Genomic DNA, 21,336 nt, shown 5'->3' with positions numbered 1-21,336 from the left:
AAGCCCGTCTTAACGCCTTCCGTCTTAGTCACTGGCGCGAAGAGGCGAGGCTATGATTCCAAACCATATGGGACAGGGGCAGGCGGCCGTGCCCGCCGGTAACGTTCAGCGGTCCGTCGCGCAGGTCGAAATCGGCCGGATCGTCACGGTCGGGTCGTCGGAAGCCGTGATCTCCATCAACAAGTCCCTGATCCGCGACGGCCGTCTGCAGCTCGCGCAGATCGGCACGATCCTGAAGATCCTGACCAGCGCGTCGATCGTCGTCGCCATGGTGACATCGCTGGAAATCGAAGCTGTCGACGACGAAGGCATGAGCGACGGTTGCCTGGCCCGGATGAGCATTCTGGGCGAGATCACCACCAACCCGACCACGCGCCAGACCAAGTTCTTCCGGGGCGTGCGGACGTTCCCCGTGCTGAACGAGCCCGTCTACACCATGTCGCCGGCCGATCTGCAGCTGATCTTCAGCAAGGAGAACGTCCCCACCATCGAGATCGGGCGAATGCAGCAGGATCCGTCGATCGTCGCGCGCGTCCGGACCGACGACATGCTGTCCAAGCATTTCGCGATCATCGGCTCGACGGGGTCGGGCAAGTCCTGTGCGGTCGCCCTGATCCTGCAAGCCGTGCTGCAGACCAACCCGGCGGGGCATATCGTCCTGTTCGACCCGCACAACGAATATTCCCGCAGCTTCGGCCGATGGGCGGAAGTCATCACCGGAGAAACGCTGGACCTGCCGCTGTGGATGTTCGACTTCGTCGAAACCGTCGCCTTGCTGACCTCCGAGATCGAAGACCATTCGCGCGAGGAAGAGGAAATCCTCAACGATGTCATCCTGACGGCGAAACGGCTTTACGACCGTTCGTTGCAAAGCGGCGACGTCAGCGCGCAGGTCAAGCTGGACGATCTGGAAGCGGAACTGCAACGCGCCACGCACATCACGCTGGACAGCCCGGTGCCGTACCGCATTCATGACGTGCTCAAGATCCTCAACCACGAGATGGGCAAGCTGGAAAACAATTCCAATCTCCAGCCCTACAAACGGCTGAACCGCCGGATCGCCACCCTGATGGGCGATCCGCGCTACGCCTTCATCTTCCGCAACCAGGCGATGCCGCGGCCGATCGACGAAATCGTCGGCCGCATCTTCCGCCTGCCGGTCAACGGCAAGCCGATCTCGATCCTCGATTTCTCGTCCATCCCGTCGGAAATGCTGAACATCGTCGTCTCCGTCGTCAGCCGTCTGGCGTTCGAAGTGGCGATGTGGTCGAACCGCAAGATCCCGATCCTGCTGGTCTGCGAAGAGGCGCACCGGTACATTCCGCGCGATCCGAGCCAGGGCTTTCATGCGACGCGCCGCATCATATCGCGCATCGCCAAGGAAGGCCGGAAATACGGCGTATCGCTGGGCATCATCTCGCAGCGCCCTTCGGAGCTGGAACCCAGCACCTTGTCGCAATGCTCCACCGTGTTCTCGATGCGTCTGTCGAACGAGGTCGACCAGAATTTCGTCAAGGCGGCCGTCCCGGAAGGCGCGGCGGACCTGCTCGACTTCCTGCCCTCGCTCGGAACGGCCGAAGCGATGGTGTTCGGCGAAGCGGTCAACATGCCGATGCGGGTCTTGCTCAACACGCTGGCGGAGAAGTACCGGCCGCATAGTTCCAGTGCATCCTTTACCGGCCTCTGGTCGAAGGACCAGGCGACGCCGGACATGATGAAATCCGTCTATGCCCGCTGGCGCAGCAAGACGCCGATCGCGGCCGCTTCGCGCGGAGCCGGATCGCCCGCCATGCCGCCCCAGACGACGCTCGCCCAGAAAGTGGCGGCGGCGCCTTCGCTGCAGAAAGATGTCAAACGACGCAACACGACGGATTTCGAAGCGATACGGTCGCAATTGCGCGCTGCCGCGCCCGAAACCGGCAAGGACGATCCGCGCAGCGTCAAACAGAAACTGAACGACGCGTTCCACCGCAACAATTGAGCGGCGCGCGAAACTGCCGTCTTGCGAAGGTCCGGCCGCGCCTATATCGCCGTGTCCATGTATGCGAAGATCTACAGGCCCCGCCCATCCGCCATGAGCTCGGGCCGTGCGCGGACGCATCACTGGATCCTGGAATTCGACACCGACGAACCGCGCGCCATCGATCCGCTGACCGGCAATGCGGTCTCGACCGACACGCGCGAACAGATCCGCATGACCTTCGACACGCTGGAAGAGGCCGTGTCCTATGCCAAGGCCAACGACATCCCGCACCGCGTGCACGGCTCGCAGGAGCCCAAACGCATCCCGCGCGCCTATTCCGACAATTTCTCCTTTGACCGCAAGCTTCCCTGGACGCATTAGGCGCACGCGCGAAGACCGGCCCCGTAGCTCAACTGGATAGAGCAGCTGACTTCTAATCTGCAGGTTGGGGGTTCAAGTCCTCCCGGGGTCGCCATCTTCCGCTATTGCGCCTTGCCGAAATGCGCGTCGAGGAAAGCGAGAAAGGCCGGCCAGTCTTCCTTGACCACGCCGTGCGTTCCCGGCCTCAGCCAATAGGCCTTGCGGGCGGCCGGATCGAAATCGCCGGGTCGCGCGGCGGTGAAATCCTCGCCCCAAGCCCGTTTGGCTTCCTTGAATGCGCCCCACGGATCCGACCAGACATCGCGCCGCGCATTGCCGAGCAGGACGGGCTTGTCGCCAAGCATGTTCAGAAGATCGGCGGGATCGACGGGCAAGGCGGAGGGGTTGCCGGCATGACGCTCCAGACCTGGGCCAGCCCAATGCGGATAGGACGATAAGAGAGCCGAGACCGGTTCGCCGTCTTCGTCGTCGACCGAAGAGGCGCCGAGCGTTCCGCTCTGATGCGCGATCACGCCGTCGATCCGGTCGGACCAAGCGCCTGCCAGCAACGCCGTTTTGGCGAAACGCGAATGCCCGTAGGCGATGAAGGGCCGCGAACCCTGTTCTTCTTCGATCAGTTCGGCCGCGATGCCGAAGAGTTGCGACCAGACGGCCAGCGCGCCGGGACGATTGTCTGCCGCTGGAAACATCGCATCCAGCACAGCCATGCCGTCCTCGGCGCTGTCCGGGATGAGTTGGGACGGGTAGAGCGCGGCGAATCCGTAACCGCGTTCCAGTATGGTCTGCAGCGGCGGCGTCACGATATAGCGTCCGAATATGCCGGTCATGAGCGATCCGAACAGGCCGCCGCCGGCACAATCGAACGAACTGTCCGAAGGGTATGCAACGCCCGGCAACGGCACGACATCGTCATTGGGGCAGAAGTTCTGCGACAGGATGACGGGGGCCGACGGGTGGGCGTTCGGCATCACCAGGACAAGGTCCACCCTGCGTTCCGCAGCGCCGTATCCGATCTTCAGCTGCCATTGCGTCAATGTGCCCAGACCCTCGACCGCGCTGCCGGACAGGACGGCGGAGGACCGGACGGCGATTCCGGGCACAAGCGACAGATCGCCGTAGATCTCCGTCTGCAAAAGCGAACGCGCAAGTTCTTCCGGCAGTAGCGCGCGCGGGTCCGGCTGCCAACCTTCGGGCAGTTCGGTTGGTGCCTGTTTCAACAGGGTCCGCGCCATCGTGCAGGATCCAAGCGCGATCAGCCCGGCGATCAGGACCAGTTTGGCCAGCGTCCAAACGACATCAAGAATATTGCGCAAACGCTTGTTCCAGATCGGCAATCAGGTCGTCGGGATGTTCCAACCCGCAGGCGAAGCGAACCAGCGGGCCTTCGAACGGCTCGCCGAATTTGCGCTTGAGTTGCGGATCGCAATGGATGGCGAGGCTTTCAAAGCCTCCGTAGGAGAAACCGACCCCGAACAGGCGCAGCGCGTCGATGAAGCGATCGACCTGAACGACGGGCCCAGGCGCCAGGACCGCACCGAACAGGCAGGCACCGCCCGAAAAGTCGCGCCGCCAGAGTGCATGGTCCGGATGGGAGGGCAGAGCGGGATGCAAAACCTGCCGGACTTCATCCCGGTCCGCCAGCCAACGCGCCAAGGCCTCGGCCGTGCGCTCCTGCTGTGCAAACCGTGCCGAGACGGAGCGGAAACCGCGCAGCACCTGATAGGCGTCGTCCGGCGAACTGGCGACACCGAGCTGCTTCGCCGTCAAAGCCAGTGTCGAACCGTGATCTTCGGACGCGCAGATCGCGCCGCCGTAAAGCAGGTCGCCATGCCCGCCGAAATATTTGGTCGCCGAATGAGTTGTGATGTCCGCGCCAAGCGCGAGCGGGTTGCAGGTCAGCCCGGCCGACCATGTATTGTCCACGATCGTCACGGCGGCTCGCTTGCGCGCCGCCGCACTGATCGCCGGGATGTCCTGAATCTCGAAAGTGAGCGAGCCTGGGCTTTCCAATAGAACGACAGCCGTATTGTCCCGGATCAGCGCCTCGATCCCGGCGCCGATGCGCGGATCGTAGAGCTCCGTTTCGACACCCATCTGTTTCAGGAAGGTCTGGCAGAAGAATCGGGTCGGGCCGTAAGCGCTGTCCGTCAGAAGCACATGATCGCCGGGACGCACGAAACTCAAGACCGGCTGAGTGCACGCCATGACCCCGGACGGGTAGAGCTGCGCCGTCGCACCGCCTTCCAAATCGACGAAGAGGCGTTTCAATGCGTCGTGGACCTGGCTGCCGTGACGGCCGTAACCGCGCAAATCGCTACGGTAGAGGTCTTCGGACTTGTCGAACAACAGCGTCGACGCCCGCTCGACGGGGTGATTGACCGGTGTGGCGAGTGTCGGCTCCGGACGGCCCAGATGCGCGAAACGCGTGCGTCGATGCGTCATGATCCGGTTTCGACAGGCAAGTCCGGGTCCACGCCCCACTCCGCCCACGATCCCTGATAGACTTTCACGTTTTTCGCACCACACCGCGTCAGCGCGAAGGCAAGCCCCGACGCCGTCACGCCCGATCCGCACGTCGTGATGATCGGTCGGGACAGATCGATCGTCTTGTCGTCGAAAAGAGCGCGAAGATCGTTCGCCGCATGGAAGCGCCGACCGCTTTTCAGCTGGCCGAACGGAACGTTCACGCTGCCGGGGATGTGGCCGGCGCGACAATCGGGCCGCGGTTCGGGCGTCTCCCCCGCGAACCGCCCAGCCGGGCGGGCATCGACGATCTGCACACCGGTGCCGATCCCGGCGAGAACCTCATCACGATTTGCATTCATCAGGCCCGCATCACGGGTCGGCAGAAATTGGGTTGGCGGCGCGAGCGGCGGGTCGAGCCGGGTCTCGCCCCATCCTTCGACCAGAGCAGCGTCACAGCCGTGCGATCGCAACAGCCACCAGATCCACGGCGCGGAAAACAATCCGACCCGGTCATACACTGCGACGGGTTCGGTGCCGTCCAGTCCGGCCTTGCCGAACATGGCGGCGCTGACGGCCAGACGCTCGCCCACCGGCGCGGCCTTGATGGCCTGCGTGTCGATGCTGAGAGCGGTGTCGCGCAGATAGGGATCGAAGGGCTCCTCGCGGCCCGGCATCGCCCAGCTCGCTTCGGCCAGCACGTAGCCATCCGCGTGGCGGTCGGCGTCGACCGACAGCGTCACAGCCAGCACGGAACCGGCAGGTCACGCTCCCGCAGGAATTCCGGATTGTAGACCTTGGATTGGTAACGCTGCCCGTAATCGCACAGGATCGTCACGATGGTATGGCCCGGACCGAGCTCGCGAGCCATGTGGATCGCCCCCGCGATGTTGATCCCCGACGACCCGCCCAAACAGATGCCTTCCAGCTGATTGAGCTCGAAGATGATCTGCAGGGCTTCCGTGTCGCTGATGCGGTAGGCGCGGTCGACGGCGATGTCTTGCAGATTGGCGGTGATCCGTCCCTGGCCGATCCCTTCGGTGATGGAATTGCCTTCGGTTTCCAGCTCGCCATGATCGTAATAGGCGAACATCTTGGAGCCGTAAGGGTCGGCCACGCCGATCTGGATGTCCGGGTTCTTCTGCTTCAGCCCGATCGACATGCCGCCGAGCGTGCCGCCGGACCCGACCGCGCAGACGAACCCGTCCACCTTGCCGTCCGTCTGCGCCCAGACTTCCTCGGCCGTGCTTTCGACATGGGCCTGCCGGTTGGCGGTGTTGTCGAACTGGTTGGCCCAGACCGCGCCGTTGGGTTCGCTTTCGTTCAGTTCCTTGGCGAGCCGTTCCGAAACGTGAACGTAGTTCCCCGGATTGGCGTAGGGTACGGCATCAACTTCGACCAGTTCCGCGCCGAGCAGCTTGATGGCGTCCTTCTTTTCCTGGCTCTGCGTGCGCGGGATGACGATCTTGCAGCGATAGCCCAGGGCGGAACAGACCATGGCCAGGCCGATGCCCGTATTGCCCGCCGTACCTTCCACGACGACGCCGCCCGGTCGCAATGCGCCGCGCGTTTCCGCATCGCGCACGATCCAGAGCGCCGCGCGGTCCTTGACCGACTGGCCGGGATTGAGGAACTCCGCCTTGCCATAGATGTTGCACCCCGTCATCTTGGAGGCGTCCTGCAACTTCAGAAGCGGCGTGTTGCCGATAAGGTCGATGACGGAATTGGCGATCATGGCGCGTCCATGCCAGCCGCGCGCCGCATTTTCTAGCGTTTATCGCGGGTCGGGGAATTGTGAACGCGGGGGCCGGTCCTGCGCCGGCACGACCGGACTGTCCTGGATCGGCACGACGTCGAGATCGTCCAGCCTGCGCGCGCGTTTGGGCAGGGTGCCGGACGCGACGAGCGCGTCCACCCTGGCCACGGCGTTCTGCTTCAGATCCTCGTAGAACAGGTTCGACGGCAGCGTCCTGAACTTGGCCCCGACCTGGATCGGGCGGCGCAGCGAGCGCGACCGCGGGCGGTCCACCTGCAACGTGCCGTTCACGCATCGCGCTCCGACCTGGTTCGGACTAGCGGCCGGCCGGATATCCGGTTCCAGCCCTTCGGCCGCCACGCCGCCCAGATGCAGCCGTTCGGGCGCGTAGTTTCCGTTTTGCAGCCAAGTCAGCGGATTGATGCAGAGCAGCGGGCGTCCGCTGACGCTCTCATAGTCCTGCCCGCCATGCACGAGTAGACGGTCCCGGAAGCGCTCCGTGATAACGTCCTCGCCAGGCATGAATGTGCCGAAGGCAACGACGCAGTTCGTGTCCACCGCATCCTCGCAAGGCTGCAGCGGCGCAAGCACGGTCTCGAACAAATCCAGCGGCAGGGGGTAATCGATGACGTAGGCCACGGCGAGCCGTTCGATCAGAGGCGACTCACCGGAAAAGAAGTCGTCCAGCAAGCGGATCAGGTGCGCCGCCCCCTGATTGTGCCCGACCAGTACGATGGGCCGCTCCGGCGGACTGTGTTTCAGGAAGGTGTGGAAGGCGCGTTTGACATCCTGGTAGGCGAAGTCCTGCGCCAGGCGCGCATCCTCGCGCGTGGTCATGTAGCTATAGAGCGACGCTTGGCGATAAAAAGGGGCGAAAAGCCGTCCCGCGTCGCCGTAAGGCGTGACGTAGTTCGGCCTGACGATCCGTTCCAGCTTGCTTTTGCGGCGCAGATCGTCGCTCGGCAGGACGTAGTGCTCGCCGCCGCGATAGACGCTCGGCACCACCACGAAGACATCGCCGAGTGCATCGAACGTGAACGGATCCACATCCAGGTCGGGTTGGCTCAGCCAGCTTTCCGGATCGCTGTAGATCGGCGCTTCGGGCGGATCGTAGGTCTGGAAGGGTTGGCGGGGGTCCTGAATGGTCTGGAAGATGTCGTCGCGGTAGGTCCAGGCCAGAACGGCCGCCAGGACCAAGACGAGGAACGCACCGCCCAGCAGCTTCCGCCACAGGGAGAATCGCTTGGCGGTTTCGTCGGTTCGCGGCATTGACGTGATAGGCTTCTTCGCTTTCCTTCGGCGTTCATCACAGCCATAAGCGCAAGGGGGGCACAGCGGCAAGCGCACAAGGTATATGGCAATGACAGGCAGTCATCCCGAAATCAAAGTGGTGCCGAAAGCGGGCCGCTTCCGGCTGATCCGGTGGTTTCGCAACCGGTTCATCGCCGGCATCCTGGTGGCGCTGCCGATTGTGGCCGTGTTCTGGCTGCTCAGCAAGCTGATCGGGACCATCGACAATGCGGTCTGGTCCATCGTGCCGGACGCGCTCGATCCGGCCAACTATTACGACTTCCCCTTTTTCTGGCTGCTTTCGGTCGTGCTGGCTGTGGTCGGTCTGACCCTGTTCGGCATCTTCGTGTCGAACCAGATCGGCACCCGCATCCTGCGGGTCGGCGAGTCCGCACTGGCCAAGGTGCCCGTGGTCGCACCGATCTACAACGGCATCAAACAGATCCTGAACACGATCGCCCAGCAAAAGGACCGCGCTTTCCGGGACGTCTGCCTGATCGAATATCCGCGCGAGGGCATCTGGGCCGTCGGGTTCGTCACCGCCGACCTGTCCGGGGCGCCGAAACGCGAGCTGGCGGCGGACGGCAAGGACTATGTCTGCGTCTTCCTGCCGACCACGCCCAATCCGACTTCCGGCTTTCTTCTGTTCGCGCCGACCGACGAGATAAAGTTGCTGGACATGACGCCGGAGGAGGGGGCCAAGATGATCATCTCGGGGGGCATGGTCTCGTCCAATGAAGCGCTGGAGGAATTCAAGGCCAAGCAACCGACGGTTCCCCTGACGGACGAGACGCTGTCGGATTAGGGCCAGCCGCTGGGAGTCTCAGCGGTGCAGGAAATCCAATCACCCCGCGCGCATCATGGCGATGCCGTGGTCCTGTTCGAACAGATAGAGCAGCACGCGCGCGGCCTGTCCCCGCTCGCTCGTCAAAGCGGGATCGCGTTCGACCAGCAGGCGCGCATCCTGCGTCGCCGTTTCCAGCAGGTCGCGGTGCTTGTCCAGATTGGCGAGGCGGAAGCGCGGCAGACCGGACTGCGCCGCGCCGAGCAGGTCGCCGGACCCGCGCAACTCCCAATCCTTTTCGGCGATCAGGAACCCGTCTTCGCTCTCCCGCAGGATGTTGAGCCGTTCCTTGCCGTTTTGCGACAGCGGGTTCTTGTAGAGCAGGATGCAGGATGAGGCCTTGTCGCCACGTCCGACACGGCCGCGCAATTGGTGCAGCTGGGCCAGACCGAACCGTTCGGCATGTTCGATCACCATGACGGTGGCGTTGGGCGCATCGACGCCGACCTCTATGACGGTCGTGGCGACGAGAATGTCGTAGCGCCCCGCCTTGAAGGCGCGACTGACCGATTCCTTTTCCAGCGCATTCATGCGGCCGTGCAGAAGACCGACCTTCTCGCCGAATATGGCCGTCAGCTGGCGGTGCCGGTCCTCGGCGCTGCCCAGATCGCTGACGTCGCTGTCTTCGACCAGCGGGCAGACCCAATAGGCCTGGTCGCCCGCCTCCACGGCGCGACCGATGGCGTCGATGACGTCGTCCATGCGCTGCAGGGGCAGGGCGACCGTCTGGATCGGCTGCCGACCGGCGGGCTTTTCGTCCAGGATCGAAATGTCAAGATCGCCGTAGCTGGTCAGGGCCAGGGTCCGCGGGATCGGCGTCGCCGTCATGACCAGCAGGTCCGGCGCGTCGCCTTTTTCCGTCAGTCGCAACCGGTCCCGCACGCCAAAGCGGTGCTGTTCGTCGATGACGACCAGCCCGAGCCGGCCGAACTCCACCCCGTCCTGGAACAGGGCGTGCGTACCGACCACGACATCGATGTGGCCTTGGGCGAGGCCGGTATTGATCGCCTTGCGCTGCCCGCCTTTGTCGCGGCCCGTCAGGGCCTCGACCGTCAATCCGGCGGGGTCCAGCATCTGCGACAGGGTGTCGGCGTGCTGGCGCGCGAGGATTTCCGTCGGGGCCATGACGGCGACCTGCGCCCCCGCTTCGCAGGCATAGGCGGCGGCCAAGGCGGCGACGAACGTCTTGCCTGCGCCGACATCGCCTTGCAGCAGTCGCGCCATGCGTGACGGCGATTGCATGTCGGCCTTGATCTCCTCGAAGGCGCGGCTCTGCGCCCCGGTCGGCGGAAAGGGCGACCCTCCCAACACGTCCTGCACATATTCGCCCTTGGCCGCCAGCGCCTCGCCTTTCATCGCGCGGTTGCGTTCGCGCACCAGCGCCATGGCGAGCTGTTTGGCGAACAGTTCGTCATAGGCAAGACGACGCAAGGGCGGGGCGCTGGGCGACACATCCACCACGTGATCGGGTTGATGCAGGCGCAGCACGGCCTCGTTGAAGCCCGGCCACTCATTGGCCTTGATGAAATCCGGGTCGAGCCATTCCGGCAGGGCTTCGCCCAGACTGACTTTCTCCAGGGCGGACCAGACCGACTTGCGCGCCACCTTCGGCGACAATCCAGCCGTGAGCGGATAGACGGGCTCATAGGTCGGGAGTTCGTCCGCCTTGTCGGGCGCGAGGATGTAGTCCGGATGGGTCATCTGCGCTTCGGCCTGATAGATCTCGACCTTGCCGGAGATCAGCCGCTGCGCACCTTCGGGGAATTGCCGTTGCAGCGTCGAGCCGTAGGACTTGAAGAAGACCAGCGTCATCTCGCCCGTATCGTCATAGACCTTGATCCGGTAGGGTCGCGATTTGGTCGATGGCGGCGTATGCCGACCGACCGTGATGAGGAAAGTCGCCACGTCGCCCTGCATCGCGCCCGCAATGCCCGGACGGTTGGACCGGTCGATCAAGGACGCTGGCGGCGTCAGCAGGAGGTCGCGCAGCCGGGCCGGGGCGCGCACGGTGAAGGCCCGCTCCAGCGCGTCGGCTACCTTGTCGCCGACGCCGGTCAACGAGCGGATGTCGGCGAACCAGGGATTGAGGATAGGCGGTCTCACGGCGGCAGATGTGGCGCGGCAAGAGCGCGCGCGCAAGCGTCGCGGCGGTGACAATCCAGTCCTAGCGTCCTAGGGAGGCTCATGGATACGATGGACACGCAAGACGACCTCGACCTGGAAACGCGCCGCAAGCGGCTGATCCACCGAGCGCACTACCGGGGCTTCAAGGAAGCGGACATGATCCTGGGCGGTTTCGCGCGTGAACATGGGCCGGGCTTGAGCGAATCCGAAGTTCTGATGTTCGAGGATCTGCTCGGCGCGAAGGATCACGACATCTATGCCTGGATCACCCAAACTTTGCCCGTGCCGGCCAATTACGAGACCCCTTTGTTGGAGCGTTTGCGGACCTACCGCCCGAAAGTCGGCTGACAGGCCCAACCCTCGTTCCCGGCATGCATGGCCGGTTATGACTCCACGGGCCTGCGTCGTCGAACAACGGCCTGCATTTTCTATTGAAGCCCTTGCTAGGCGCTCATAGGAACCGCCGAACCTCTCAAGCGCTTCGTAACCGTCATGCAGATACAGCTTTCCCGATATGTCGGTCCCGACCTTCGCCTGACGGCCGCCGGCCTGCCCGAAGGCGCCGATGCGCTCGTCGTGACGCGCGCGGCGGTCAGGACTTCGGGGCGCGTGCTGTTCGTGGCGCGGGACGATGCCCGGGCGGCGTCCTTCACCGCGGCCTGCCGTTTCTTCCAACCCGATGTGCCGGTTCTGAACCTGCCGGCCTGGGACGCCTTGCCCTATGATCGCGTGTCGCCCAGTCGCGTGCTGGCCGCACGACGGGCCGGGGCGCTCTACAGCCTGTTGGCCGTCAAGGCGTCCAAACCTTTGATCGTCGTGACGACGGTCGCGGCGATCCTGCAGCGCGTGCCGCCCCGGAAGGTCATCAAGGCGGCGGGCTTCCGCGCCAAGGTCGGCGACGATGTCCGGCGCGAGGATCTGGAAAACTACCTGTCGCGCAACGGCTATGTCCGCGCGTCCACCGTTGTCGAGCCGGGCGACTATGCCGTGCGCGGGGGTCTGATCGACATATTCCCGCCGACCCGCAAGGCACCTTTGCGGCTGGACTTCTTCGGCGACGAGCTGGAGTCGTTGCGCGAGTTCGACGTGGACTCGCAACGCACGACGAACGCCTTGAAGAGCCTGACGCTCGCACCGGTCAGCGAAGTCTTCATCGAAGACGACACGATGAGCCAGTTCCGCAAGAGCTATATCGCGGCCTTCGGCGGCGGAGTGAGCCGCGATCCCGTCTATGCGGCCGTAACGGACGGGATTCGGCCGCAAGGCATCGAACATTATCTGCCGCTTTTCTACGACCATGCGGAAAGCGTGCTCGACTATGTCGGTCCGCAAGCGCTGATCGCCTTCGACGGCCTCGCAAACGAGGCAATGGCGGAACGCGAGGCGCTGATCGAGGATTTCTACACATCGCGGCGCGAGCACCAGGACGCCCGCGACACAGGCTCTGGCGACCCGGCCAAGACGGCGGGGCTGTACCGGCCGCTGCCGACCGACGCGCTCTACATCCCGCCGTCCGAGCTCGCGGAACTGACGGCGCCGTTACGGGTCCGCCAGCACACGGCATTCGACGCGCCGGACGAGGGCGACAAGGTCGACTTCGGCGCGCGCACCGGACGTAGTTTCCTGGCCGAACGCCAGACGGAAGGGGTCAACGTCTTCGATTCGGTCGCGCGGCATGTCCAGGCCCTGCGAGAGACCAAGCACCGCGTCTGGATGGCGGCCTGGTCGGAAGGGTCGCGTGAACGGCTGACCAACGTGCTGGAAGACCAAGGCGTCATCGTGCCGATGGCGCGCGACGGCCGCGCCGCGTTCGACATCGGACCGGGCGAGGTGAGGGCGGTCGTGCTGCCGCTGGAGCAGGGTTTCGTGATGCCGGGTCCGGACGCCGACCTCGCCGTCATCTCCGAGCAGGACATTCTCGGCGACCGCCTCGTCAATCGGGGACGCAAGCGACGGGCGAAGAACTTCATCGCCGAAGCCAGCGCGCTCAATCCGAGCGACCTCGTCGTCCATATCGACCACGGCGTCGGGCGCTATCTGGGGCTGAAGACGCTGGACGTTGGCGGCGCGCCGCACGATACGCTGGAGCTGGAATACGCTCAGGGCGCGAAACTCTACCTCCCGGTCGAGAATATCGAACTGCTGTCGCGCTACGGCAATGCCAACGAGAACGCCGTTCTGGACCGGCTGGGCGGGGTGGCGTGGCAGTCGCGCAAGGCCAAGGCCAAGGGCCGCCTGCGCGAAATGGCGGCGGAGCTGATCAAGATCGCCGCCAAGCGGGCGATGAAGACGATCGAACCCATCGAGATCGACGACGGTGCCTATAACGAGTTTGCCGCGCGCTTTCCCTATGCGGAGACCGACGATCAGCTGAACGCGATCAAGGACGTTTTCGGCGACCTGACGTCCGGCAAGCCGATGGACCGGTTGATCTGCGGCGATGTCGGCTTCGGCAAGACCGAAGTCGCCTTGCGCGCCGCCTTCGCCGTGGCGATCACGGGCCGGCAGGTCGCGGTCGTGGCGCCGACGACTTTGCTGGCGCGCCAGCACTTCAAGACCTTTTCCGAGCGCTTCCGCGGCATGCCGGTCAAGGTGCGGCAGCTCTCGAGGCTGGTCCCGGCCAAAGATGCGAAGCTGACCCGCGAGGCTCTGGCCAAGGGCGAAATCGATATCGTCGTCGGCACCCATGCGGTCCTGTCCAAGCAGGTGTCGTTCCAGAACCTTGGTCTGGTCGTGGTGGACGAGGAACAGCGTTTCGGCGTCCGTCACAAGGAAAGGCTCAAGGCCTTGCGCGCGGATGTTCACATGCTGACCCTGACGGCGACGCCGATCCCACGCACCCTGCAGATGGCGCTGACGGGCATCCGCGACCTGTCGCTGATCGCAACGCCGCCCGTGGACCGGTTGGCCGTGCGGACCTATGTGCTGCCGTTCGACGAAGTGTCGATCCGAAAGGCGCTGTTGCGCGAGAAGTATCGGGGCGGGCAGAGCTACTACGTCACGCCGCGCATTGCCGACATTCCGCGATTGGAAGAGTTCCTGCGGACGAACGTGCCGGAAGTGAAGTATGTCATCGCCCACGGCCAGATGGCGGCGGGCGCGCTCGACGACATCATGAGCGCCTTTTATGACGGCGAATATGACGTGTTGCTTTCGACTTCGATCATCGAGAGCGGGATCGACATTCCGACCGCCAACACCATGATCATCAACCGCGCCGACAAGTTCGGCCTCGCGCAGCTCTACCAGATGCGCGGCCGGGTCGGCCGGGCCAAGACGCGTGCCTATGCCTACCTGACCATGCCGGACGAACATGTCGCCACGCCGGGTGCGCAGCAGCGGCTCAAAGTGCTGCAATCGCTCGACACGTTGGGCGCGGGCTTCACCCTGGCCAGCCACGATCTGGACATGCGCGGCGGCGGCAACCCGCTGGGCGAGGAGCAATCCGGTCACGTCAAGGAATTGGGCGTGGAGCTTTACCAGCACATGCTGGAGGAAGCGGTCGCGGAGCTGAAGGACGACGACACGGCCCATGACCAGAGCTGGACGCCGCAGGTCAATCTGGGCGTCGCGGTCCTGATCCCCGAAGATTACGTCGAAGACCTCAATCTACGCCTGTCGCTCTACCGCCGCATTTCGGATCTCGAAACCGATACCGACAGCGACGCGCTCGCGGCCGAGCTGATCGACCGGTTCGGACCGTTGCCGGACGAGGTCGATGCGCTGTTGAAAGTCATGAAGATCAAACGCTTGTGCCGTAAAGCTCATGTAGCGAAGGTCGATGCCGGACCCAAGGGCGTCGTTCTGAGCATGCGCCACGAGGACGTGACCGATCCAAGCGCCGTCATGAACGCCATCACGCAGAATAGCGGCTGGCGGTTGCGACCGGACCAGACCATTCTCGTCCAGGGCAGCTTCGGAACGCCCAAAGCCCGGGTCCAGGGTGCCGAACGCGCGGTCAAGGCGCTCATCGTCGACAGCGATGTGAAGGAAGTCGCCTAGACTAGACCCGCCTTAGACTAGACCCGCCAAGACTAGACCGCCAGCGTCATCGCGCCCGGCGCCCGCCTGGGGTTAGGGGCATGCTGCGCATCGTCTTGCATCATGATCGCCGTTTCGGCGCCCATGCGCAGCCCGGCTCCCTCGATCTGCGGGAAAGTGGACGTTTCGATCAGGGCCTTGATGCGTGCGGCGATCCGGGCGACGTCCTGCCGGTTCTCCTCCGGGAAGGCGATGATGACCGAGGTCCGGTCCATGCGCGCGACGATGTCCTGCATCCGCACCACGCCGGAGACGGTGCGGACCGACTGCGCATAGGCCGACGCGACCGTCTCGACCGGAAGGTCGGCCGTGGACCGCGCGGTCAGTTTCAGGGTCATGATGCCCAGCGGAACGCCGCGCCTGCGGCAATCATGGCTGACGCGGCGCAAATGCGGTTCCAGGAACCGGGCGTTCATCACGCCCGTCTCCGGATCGGAACAGTCCGGCCCGCCCATATGGTCGAATTCGTCTTTCAGCTGGCGGTGAATCCGGCAGTCGTTCGCGAGTTCGAGGATGCGGCCGCTGACTTCGAACAGGGGCGCTTCGGCGTCGATCACGTCCTTGATGCCGTGTGAATAGGCGACATCGGCCTCGCGGAACTCGGCGCCGTTCACCAACAGCAACGTCGGAACGTGAAACAGTTGCGGGTTGCGCCGCATCGTTTCCGCGATGGTCATGGCCGGCTCGCTGCCATGGCGCGCATTGATGACGACGGCGTCGAACGAACTTTCGTGCAGATAGTCGAAAGCGGAAAACGAGGTGAAGGCGGCGATCACATCGACGTTCTTGTCCTGCAACGCGTTCACGACCGCCATATAGGCCGGGTCGGCCTTGCCGATGAAGAGAACGCGGAACGGCTGGCGCAAGGGCGTATCGGCCAGCTCGAAGTCCTGCCCGAAACTGTCCCGCAACGTGGCTTGGCGCCGGATGATTTCGGCCTCCATCTGTCCGAGACGGATCAGCGAATAGAGACGCTGCGCGACCTGCACGGCATGGACCGGGTCGTACAGGACGGAGTCATAAGGGTGATCGTCCCCGGCTTCGCGCATCAGGCGTCCCAAGACCGGGAAGTCCCGCGGGGCATAGGCGTTGCGGATGCGGGCCACGATGTCGGTGCCGTGTTCGACATAGTCGGACAGGAAGCAGAGAGCGGCGGACGGGCTGCGGTCGGGAAGGTCCACGGCGCCAGTGCCGTCATAGGCGCTCAGACTGACATCCAGGCCCAGCGCCCGCAAATGTCCGATCAGGGCGACGGATCCGTCCACATTGTCCGTGACGACCAAGACCCGCCGGTTCAGGCGGGTCGGCGGTCTGGTCCTGTCCTGTGCAGCGGGAATCGGCATGGACCGAGCCCTAGCGGCCCGGCCCTTTCCGCGCGGTTAACCCTAATCGCGATTCCAGCCGCAGGTCCGGCCTTGGTTCTGCGTTTCGAGATAATCGATCAGCGGCGCGTAGTATTCCAGGATCGCGGAGCCGTCCATGTCGCGCGTGCCGGTGAAGGCTTCCAGCGCATCCGGCCAGGGTTGCGAGGCCCCCATTTCCAGCATGGCGTTGAAGCGCTCGCCGACTTCTTCATTCCCGTAGACCGAACAGCGGTGCAGCGGCCCCTCGAAGCCGGCCTGTTCGCAGGCCGCCTTGTGGAACTGGAATTGCAGCACATGCGCGAGGAAGTAACGCATATAGGGCGTATTGCCGGGAATGTGGTATTTCGCGCCCGGATCGAACGCGTCGGCTGGACGCTCCGACGGCGGGCGGATGCCCTGGTATTCGGTGCGCAGCGCCCACCAGCCGTCATTGTACTGGGCCGGTTCCAGCACGCCGTTGAAGACTTGCCAGCGCCATTTGTCGACCAGCAGACCGAAGGGCAGGAAGGCGATCTTGTTCATCGCCGTCTGCATCAGCAAGGCGATGTCCGCATCCTCTCCAGGCAGGTCGGCCGCGTCCAGAAGGCCGATCTCGACCAGATATTCGGGCGTGATCGACAGGGCGATCATGTCGCCGATCGCTTCGTGGAAACCGTCATTGGCGCCCGTCTTGTAGAAGACCGGCTGATCCTTGTAGGCGCGCTGGTAGATGTTGTGGCCGATCTCGTGGTGAACGGTCTGAAAATCCTCGCCGGTCACCTCGGTGCACATCTTGATCCGGACATCTTCGATATCGTCCAGATTCCAGGCCGAAGCATGGCATTGCACGTCGCGGTCGCGCGGCTTGGTGATCAGCGAGCGTTCCCAGAACGTGTCGGGCATGGGATCGAAGCCCATGGAAACGAAGAAGTCGTCCGCCGTCCGGACCATCTTCATCGCGTCATAGTCATTCTCTTCCAGCAAGGCCGTGACGTCCACGCCTTCGCCCGCACCCTCCGGCGCGGCCAAGCCGTAGATGTTGCCCCATTGCTGCGCCCACATATTGCCGAGCAGGTCGGCGCGGATCGGCGCATCGAGCGGCACGACATCGTCGCCGTAAGTTTCGTTCAGCGCGCCGCGCACATAGCAATGCAGCTGTTCATAAAGCGGATTGACCTGTCCCCAGAGACGATCGACTTCGGTCGCGAACGCATCCGCATCCATGTCGTAACCGCCGCGCCACAACGCTCCGGCATCCGCATAGCCCAACTCTTGCGCGCCTTCATTGATCAGTTCGACCATGCGCGCATAATCGTCGCGCATCGGCGGGCTGATCGTGCGCCAGCCTTCCCAGACCTGCCGCAGCAGCGCCGGGTCGCGCAGTTGCGCCATCAGGCGCACGGCCTGGCCCAGATCGATCCGGTCGCCCTCCACTTCGCCCAGCACCGCGACGATGGCGGGATCCGACGTGTCGATGGCGAAAGTGCCGGTCGCGTAGGTTGCGTCCAGCCCGGCCATGATTTCGGAAAGTTCTTCCGCCGCGCCGTCGCGCATCGGGGCCGGGAAGTTCGACCCGCGCTTGAGCATGTCGATCTTGCGGCGCATGTCGTCGGGCAGGGACACGCCGTTGAACCGTTTGGCTTCATTGGCCAGCCGCGTCGCCAGTTTGGCGCCTTCCGCCGAGGTCTGCGCGACGAGGGCGTTCGTGTCCTCGGTCACGAAGTTGGCATTGATCCAGGCGGCCCGTGCGCCGATCTCGCTGGCCGCGACGATGTCGGCTTCGGCGTCTTCGAGGAACTCGCGCGCATCCTGGACGGTCGGCCGGGTCTCGACCTGGGTCGTCGCGGCCACCGTCAGTTCTTCCGTTGTCGTTTCCGCATCGCGTATCTGACCGTCCTGGCAGGCACCGAGGCCAAGGGCGGCGAAACAGGATGTGGCGAGGAAGAAACGTTTCATGTAATTACTCCGATCAAGAACCGGCTTGCGTGCGCGCCCGGCCGTCTGCATGGCTGTCTCGTTCGTAACCAGCGCAACGGCGTGATTCAACGCCGCTTTTCGCCTTAAACCTGATAAAATCGGAGAAATTCGTGCCCGTCGGTCTTCTCATGGTCAATCTCGGCAGCCCCGATGCGCCGACGGCGGACGCGACCCGGCGCTATCTCGCGCAGTTCTTGCACGATTACCGCGTCGTCGACACCAGCCGCTGGATCTGGTGCCCAATCCTGCACGGCATCATATTGCGCATCCGGCCTGCCCGGTCCGCCAAGGCCTATGCCAGCATCTGGGGCGAGGAGGCGGAAGCGCCGCTGGTCCGCATCACCCGGGCGCAGGTCGCCGGCGTGCAGGCGAGGCTGGGTCCGGAGGTCATCGTGGAAACGGCGATGCGCTACGGCAATCCTTCCATCGGAGCGGGCCTGGAATCGCTGCAGGCCCGAGGCTGCACCCGCATCGCGGTCCTGCCGCTCTATCCTCAATATGCCGGGGCGACGACGGCGTCCGTCTATGATGATGTCGCCAAGTCCCTGCTCGGCAAGTGGAACGTGCCGGAACTGAGGCTGCTGAGGGATTATTACCGCGAGCCGGCGTTCATCGCAGCGCTGGCCGATAGCCTGTCGGACCATTTGGCGACGCTGGACTGGAAACCGGACCGGATCCTGTGTTCCTATCACGGCCTGCCGCAAACCTATGTCGATGCGGGCGATCCCTATCAGTCCGAATGTCTGGAAACGACGCATCTGCTGCGGGAGCATACGGGGTATGACGACACCGTTCTGCAATCGACCTTCCAATCGCGTTTCGGGCCGAAAGCGTGGTTGCAGCCCTATACCGACAAGACGCTCGAAGCGCTGCCGGAGCAGGGGGTCAAGCGCGTCGCCGTGATGATGCCCGGATTTTCGGCCGATTGCCTGGAAACGCTCGAAGAGATCGCGATCGAAGCCGAGGAGAGTTTCCACGAGGCGGGCGGCACCCATTTCACGGCCGTGCCGTGCCTCAACGACCGGGACGACCATCTCGACATGTTCGCCGATGTCGCGCGGCGGCGTTTGCTATGCGGCTGGCTTGACTAGGTCGAACAGGACAGCCGTATCCGGCGTGAGGATGTCGGCGGAACTCACTGTTTTATCGGCCAAAGCGGCGTAGCGCTCCGCGCGTGACGCCAGCAGGCCCGGATAGCAGGCCATTAGCGACTCCCTTTCGCTCAGCCCTGGCATTTCCTTGTAGTGCCCATTCCAGGCCAGGGGTTTGGGCTGGGCGAAATACTGGCTTTTCAGTCTGTCGAGATGCTCGTCCGCTGCTTCGATATAGACGATGAACCACTCCGCGCGCAGCCGCTCCAGCAGACCGGCCTCCGTATAGATCACCGATCCCGTCGTATCGAGCAGCGGATTGCGCGCCTCTCTGTCGAGGCATCGCCGCGTCGCGTCCGTTTCCATGGCGATGGAGCGGCGTTCGCGCGCCTCGTAGCCTTCGCTGTAGGGTTGGCCCTGCCATGCGGCGAAAGCGTCCATGTCGGTCTCGCCGAGCGAGTCCCAGATCAGACGGTCCACTTCGATCAGGGTGAAGTCGTAATCCGTCGCCAGTCGCATGCCCGAATAGCTCTTGCCGATGTTCGACATGCCGATCAGGGCGAGCTTCAGCGTTCCGGCCGCATAGCGTGCCTTAAAAGCGTCGCAGGTCAGTTTCATTCCAGTTCGGACGCCAGATGATCCGCCAGCGCTCCAAGCGTGGGGGCGAGCGTCGCCACGCGCGGTTTCTGCGCCATGGCCTTCGCCAACGGGGGCGGCAAAGGCACATCGTCCCGGATGATCGCTTCCAAACTATCGGCGAACTTGGCCGGATGCGCCGTCCCGACCGTGATCCAGGTCGCATCGGACTCGTCGTGATAATCGCGGAAGGCCTGCAGGCCGAGATGGCCCACTGCCGTGTGCGGACACATCAGATAGCCCGTTTCCTGGTACACGCGGCGAATATGGCGGGCCGTCTGCGCATCGTCGAACGACGTGCCCCAGACCGCTTCCCGCACCGCGTCGACATCGCCGCCGAACAGGCTGAGAATGCGCGGGAAATTGTTCGGACGGCCGATATCCATGGCATTCGACAAGGTCGGCGTGGACGGGCGCGGCCGGTATTCGCCGTCCGCGAGATAATCCACGAACGGATCGTTGACGTTGTGGGACACGACGAACCGGTCGATCGGCGCGCCCATGCGCCGCGCCATAAGCCCGCCGGTCAGATTGCCGAGATTGCCCGACGGCACGGAGATGACGAGATCGCGCATCGGATAGGCCGCCTTGGCCTGCAGCGAGGCCCAGACGTAATAGAAGCTCTGCGGGACGACACGGCCGACATTGATGGAATTGGCGCTCATCAGCTGAAAGCGCCCGGTCAAGGCGGCGTCGGCGAAAGCTTCCTTCACCAGCGCCTGGCAATCGTCGAACGTGCCGTCCAGGGCGAGGGCGCGCACGTTGGATCCGGCTTCGCCGATCGTGCAAAGCTGGCGCTCCTGCACCTTGGACACGCCGCCCATCGGAAACAGGATGAAGACGTCCACTCCGTCCTGGTCCAGGAACGCATCGCCGATGGCCCCGCCCGTATCGCCGGATGTGGCGACCAGGATCGTCCGCCGCTCGCCCGACCGGATCATCAGCGTCGAAGCGGCGCGGCCCATGAAGCGGGCGGCGAAATCCTTGAAGGCGAGAGTCGGTCCGTGGAACAGTTCCAGGATGAAGTCGTCCGCATCGGGCGGCATGGCCGGATCGAGCCGTTCGCCCGAAAACGTCGTCATCGGCACGGCAAAGTCATAGGCATCGCGGCAGAGCGCGGTCAGGCTGCCCGTGTCGAACCCGGCATCCACGAAATGTGCGGCCAATTGGGCGGCGCAGTCGGCGAAATCCATTGCGCCCAGCGTCGCCATCTGTTCCGGCGTGAAACGCGGCAGACTGTTGGGCATCCACAGCCCGCCATCCGGAGCCAGGCTAGCGAGCAGCGCATCGCGGAATTCCGCTTCGACGGAGCGGTCGAGATGTGAGTGGTAACGCATGGGTAAGTCCGACTAATCCCAAAAGGCGCGATGGCAAGTCTTACCTCACCCATGGTGTCCTCGGCAGTGAATGCCGGGACGAGACAAGCT

General features: G+C 64.1%; 16 protein-coding genes and 1 tRNA gene. 7 read left to right on the top strand and 10 right to left on the bottom strand.

The features are described from left to right. The first annotated feature begins 52 nt into the window (after positions 1 to 52). From Q0718_RS02030 to Q0718_RS02020, 3 genes are all read left to right on the top strand, one after another. Positions 53 to 1,981 (top strand): ATP-binding protein, encoded by a 1,929-nt coding sequence (locus Q0718_RS02030; protein ID WP_298912714.1) that lies wholly within the window; start codon positions 53 to 55, stop codon positions 1,979 to 1,981. Between the two features lie 57 nt (positions 1,982 to 2,038). Further along, a complete protein-coding gene (locus tag Q0718_RS02025; RefSeq protein ID WP_298912711.1) occupies positions 2,039 to 2,344 on the top strand; it encodes an ETC complex I subunit in 306 nt (101 codons plus the stop codon). Positions 2,345 to 2,361: 17 nt separating this feature from the next. After that, a tRNA-Arg gene (locus Q0718_RS02020) sits at positions 2,362 to 2,438 on the top strand. Positions 2,439 to 2,445: 7 nt separating this feature from the next. Here Q0718_RS02020 and Q0718_RS02015 read toward each other — a convergent pair. The 5 genes from Q0718_RS02015 to Q0718_RS01995 are packed head-to-tail and all read right to left on the bottom strand — an operon-like array spanning position 2,446 to position 7,832. Continuing rightward, positions 2,446 to 3,657, bottom strand: a complete 1,212-nt coding sequence (locus Q0718_RS02015) for a hypothetical protein (protein WP_298912708.1) — start codon at positions 3,655 to 3,657, stop codon at positions 2,446 to 2,448. Further along, the gene (gene metC / locus Q0718_RS02010) at positions 3,641 to 4,786 is read right to left on the bottom strand and encodes a cystathionine beta-lyase (RefSeq protein ID WP_298912704.1); all 1,146 of its coding nucleotides are present in this window, start codon (positions 4,784 to 4,786) and stop codon (positions 3,641 to 3,643) included. Before metC ends, Q0718_RS02015 begins: the two co-directional genes overlap by 17 nt. Further along, positions 4,783 to 5,559, bottom strand: coding sequence for a rhodanese-like domain-containing protein (locus Q0718_RS02005; RefSeq protein ID WP_298912702.1), 777 nt, complete (start codon positions 5,557 to 5,559; stop codon positions 4,783 to 4,785). Before Q0718_RS02005 ends, metC begins: the two co-directional genes overlap by 4 nt. Next, positions 5,547 to 6,542 carry a cysteine synthase A gene (locus Q0718_RS02000; RefSeq protein ID WP_298912698.1) on the bottom strand — a complete coding sequence of 332 codons (996 nt, stop codon included), beginning with the start codon at positions 6,540 to 6,542 and terminating at the stop codon, positions 5,547 to 5,549. Before Q0718_RS02000 ends, Q0718_RS02005 begins: the two co-directional genes overlap by 13 nt. 39 nt (positions 6,543 to 6,581) lie before the next feature. Next, positions 6,582 to 7,832 carry a DUF3089 domain-containing protein gene (locus Q0718_RS01995; protein WP_298912695.1) on the bottom strand — a complete coding sequence of 417 codons (1,251 nt, stop codon included), beginning with the start codon at positions 7,830 to 7,832 and terminating at the stop codon, positions 6,582 to 6,584. Positions 7,833 to 7,923: 91 nt separating this feature from the next. Between Q0718_RS01995 and Q0718_RS01990 the strand changes: the two genes are divergently transcribed. Further along, entirely contained in the window at positions 7,924 to 8,658 is a 735-nt protein-coding gene (locus Q0718_RS01990; protein ID WP_298912692.1) for a DUF502 domain-containing protein, read from the top strand. Positions 8,659 to 8,697: 39 nt separating this feature from the next. Here the strand turns inward: Q0718_RS01990 and recG are convergent, their stop codons facing one another. Continuing rightward, positions 8,698 to 10,800, bottom strand: coding sequence for an ATP-dependent DNA helicase RecG (gene recG / locus Q0718_RS01985; RefSeq protein WP_298912690.1), 2,103 nt, complete (start codon positions 10,798 to 10,800; stop codon positions 8,698 to 8,700). An 81-nt stretch (positions 10,801 to 10,881) separates the two neighbouring features. On the opposite strand from recG, the gene Q0718_RS01980 reads away from it, so the two are divergent. Then, positions 10,882 to 11,169 (top strand): succinate dehydrogenase assembly factor 2, encoded by a 288-nt coding sequence (locus Q0718_RS01980; RefSeq protein WP_298912687.1) that lies wholly within the window; start codon positions 10,882 to 10,884, stop codon positions 11,167 to 11,169. A 144-nt stretch (positions 11,170 to 11,313) separates the two neighbouring features. Beyond that, positions 11,314 to 14,823 (top strand): transcription-repair coupling factor, encoded by a 3,510-nt coding sequence (gene mfd / locus Q0718_RS01975; protein WP_298912684.1) that lies wholly within the window; start codon positions 11,314 to 11,316, stop codon positions 14,821 to 14,823. Positions 14,824 to 14,855: 32 nt separating this feature from the next. On the opposite strand, the gene Q0718_RS01970 is transcribed toward mfd, so the two are convergent. Together Q0718_RS01970 and Q0718_RS01965 are read right to left on the bottom strand one after the other, a co-directional pair. Next, positions 14,856 to 16,205 carry a hypothetical protein gene (locus Q0718_RS01970; protein WP_298912681.1) on the bottom strand — a complete coding sequence of 450 codons (1,350 nt, stop codon included), beginning with the start codon at positions 16,203 to 16,205 and terminating at the stop codon, positions 14,856 to 14,858. 42 nt (positions 16,206 to 16,247) lie between these two features. Further along, positions 16,248 to 18,161, bottom strand: a complete 1,914-nt coding sequence (locus tag Q0718_RS01965) for a M2 family metallopeptidase (protein ID WP_298912678.1) — start codon at positions 18,159 to 18,161, stop codon at positions 16,248 to 16,250. Between the two features lie 131 nt (positions 18,162 to 18,292). Between Q0718_RS01965 and hemH the strand changes: the two genes are divergently transcribed. Then, on the top strand, positions 18,293 to 19,273 hold the full coding sequence (gene hemH, locus Q0718_RS01960) for a ferrochelatase (RefSeq protein ID WP_298912675.1): 981 nt from the start codon (positions 18,293 to 18,295) through the stop codon (positions 19,271 to 19,273). Here hemH and Q0718_RS01955 read toward each other — a convergent pair. Then, entirely contained in the window at positions 19,253 to 19,891 is a 639-nt protein-coding gene (locus tag Q0718_RS01955; protein WP_298912672.1) for a hypothetical protein, read from the bottom strand. The two genes, hemH and Q0718_RS01955, sit on opposite strands and share 21 nt — an antisense overlap. Next, positions 19,888 to 21,246 (bottom strand): threonine synthase, encoded by a 1,359-nt coding sequence (thrC, locus tag Q0718_RS01950; protein ID WP_298912669.1) that lies wholly within the window; start codon positions 21,244 to 21,246, stop codon positions 19,888 to 19,890. Before thrC ends, Q0718_RS01955 begins: the two co-directional genes overlap by 4 nt. Positions 21,247 to 21,336: the final 90 nt, after the last annotated feature.

The sequence above is a fragment of the uncultured Algimonas sp. genome, assembly GCF_947498175.1.
Lineage (GTDB): Bacteria > Pseudomonadota > Alphaproteobacteria > Caulobacterales > Maricaulaceae > Litorimonas.
The sequence above is the reverse complement of the archived record's forward strand: the minus strand, read 5'-3'. Positions and strand labels throughout refer to the sequence as shown.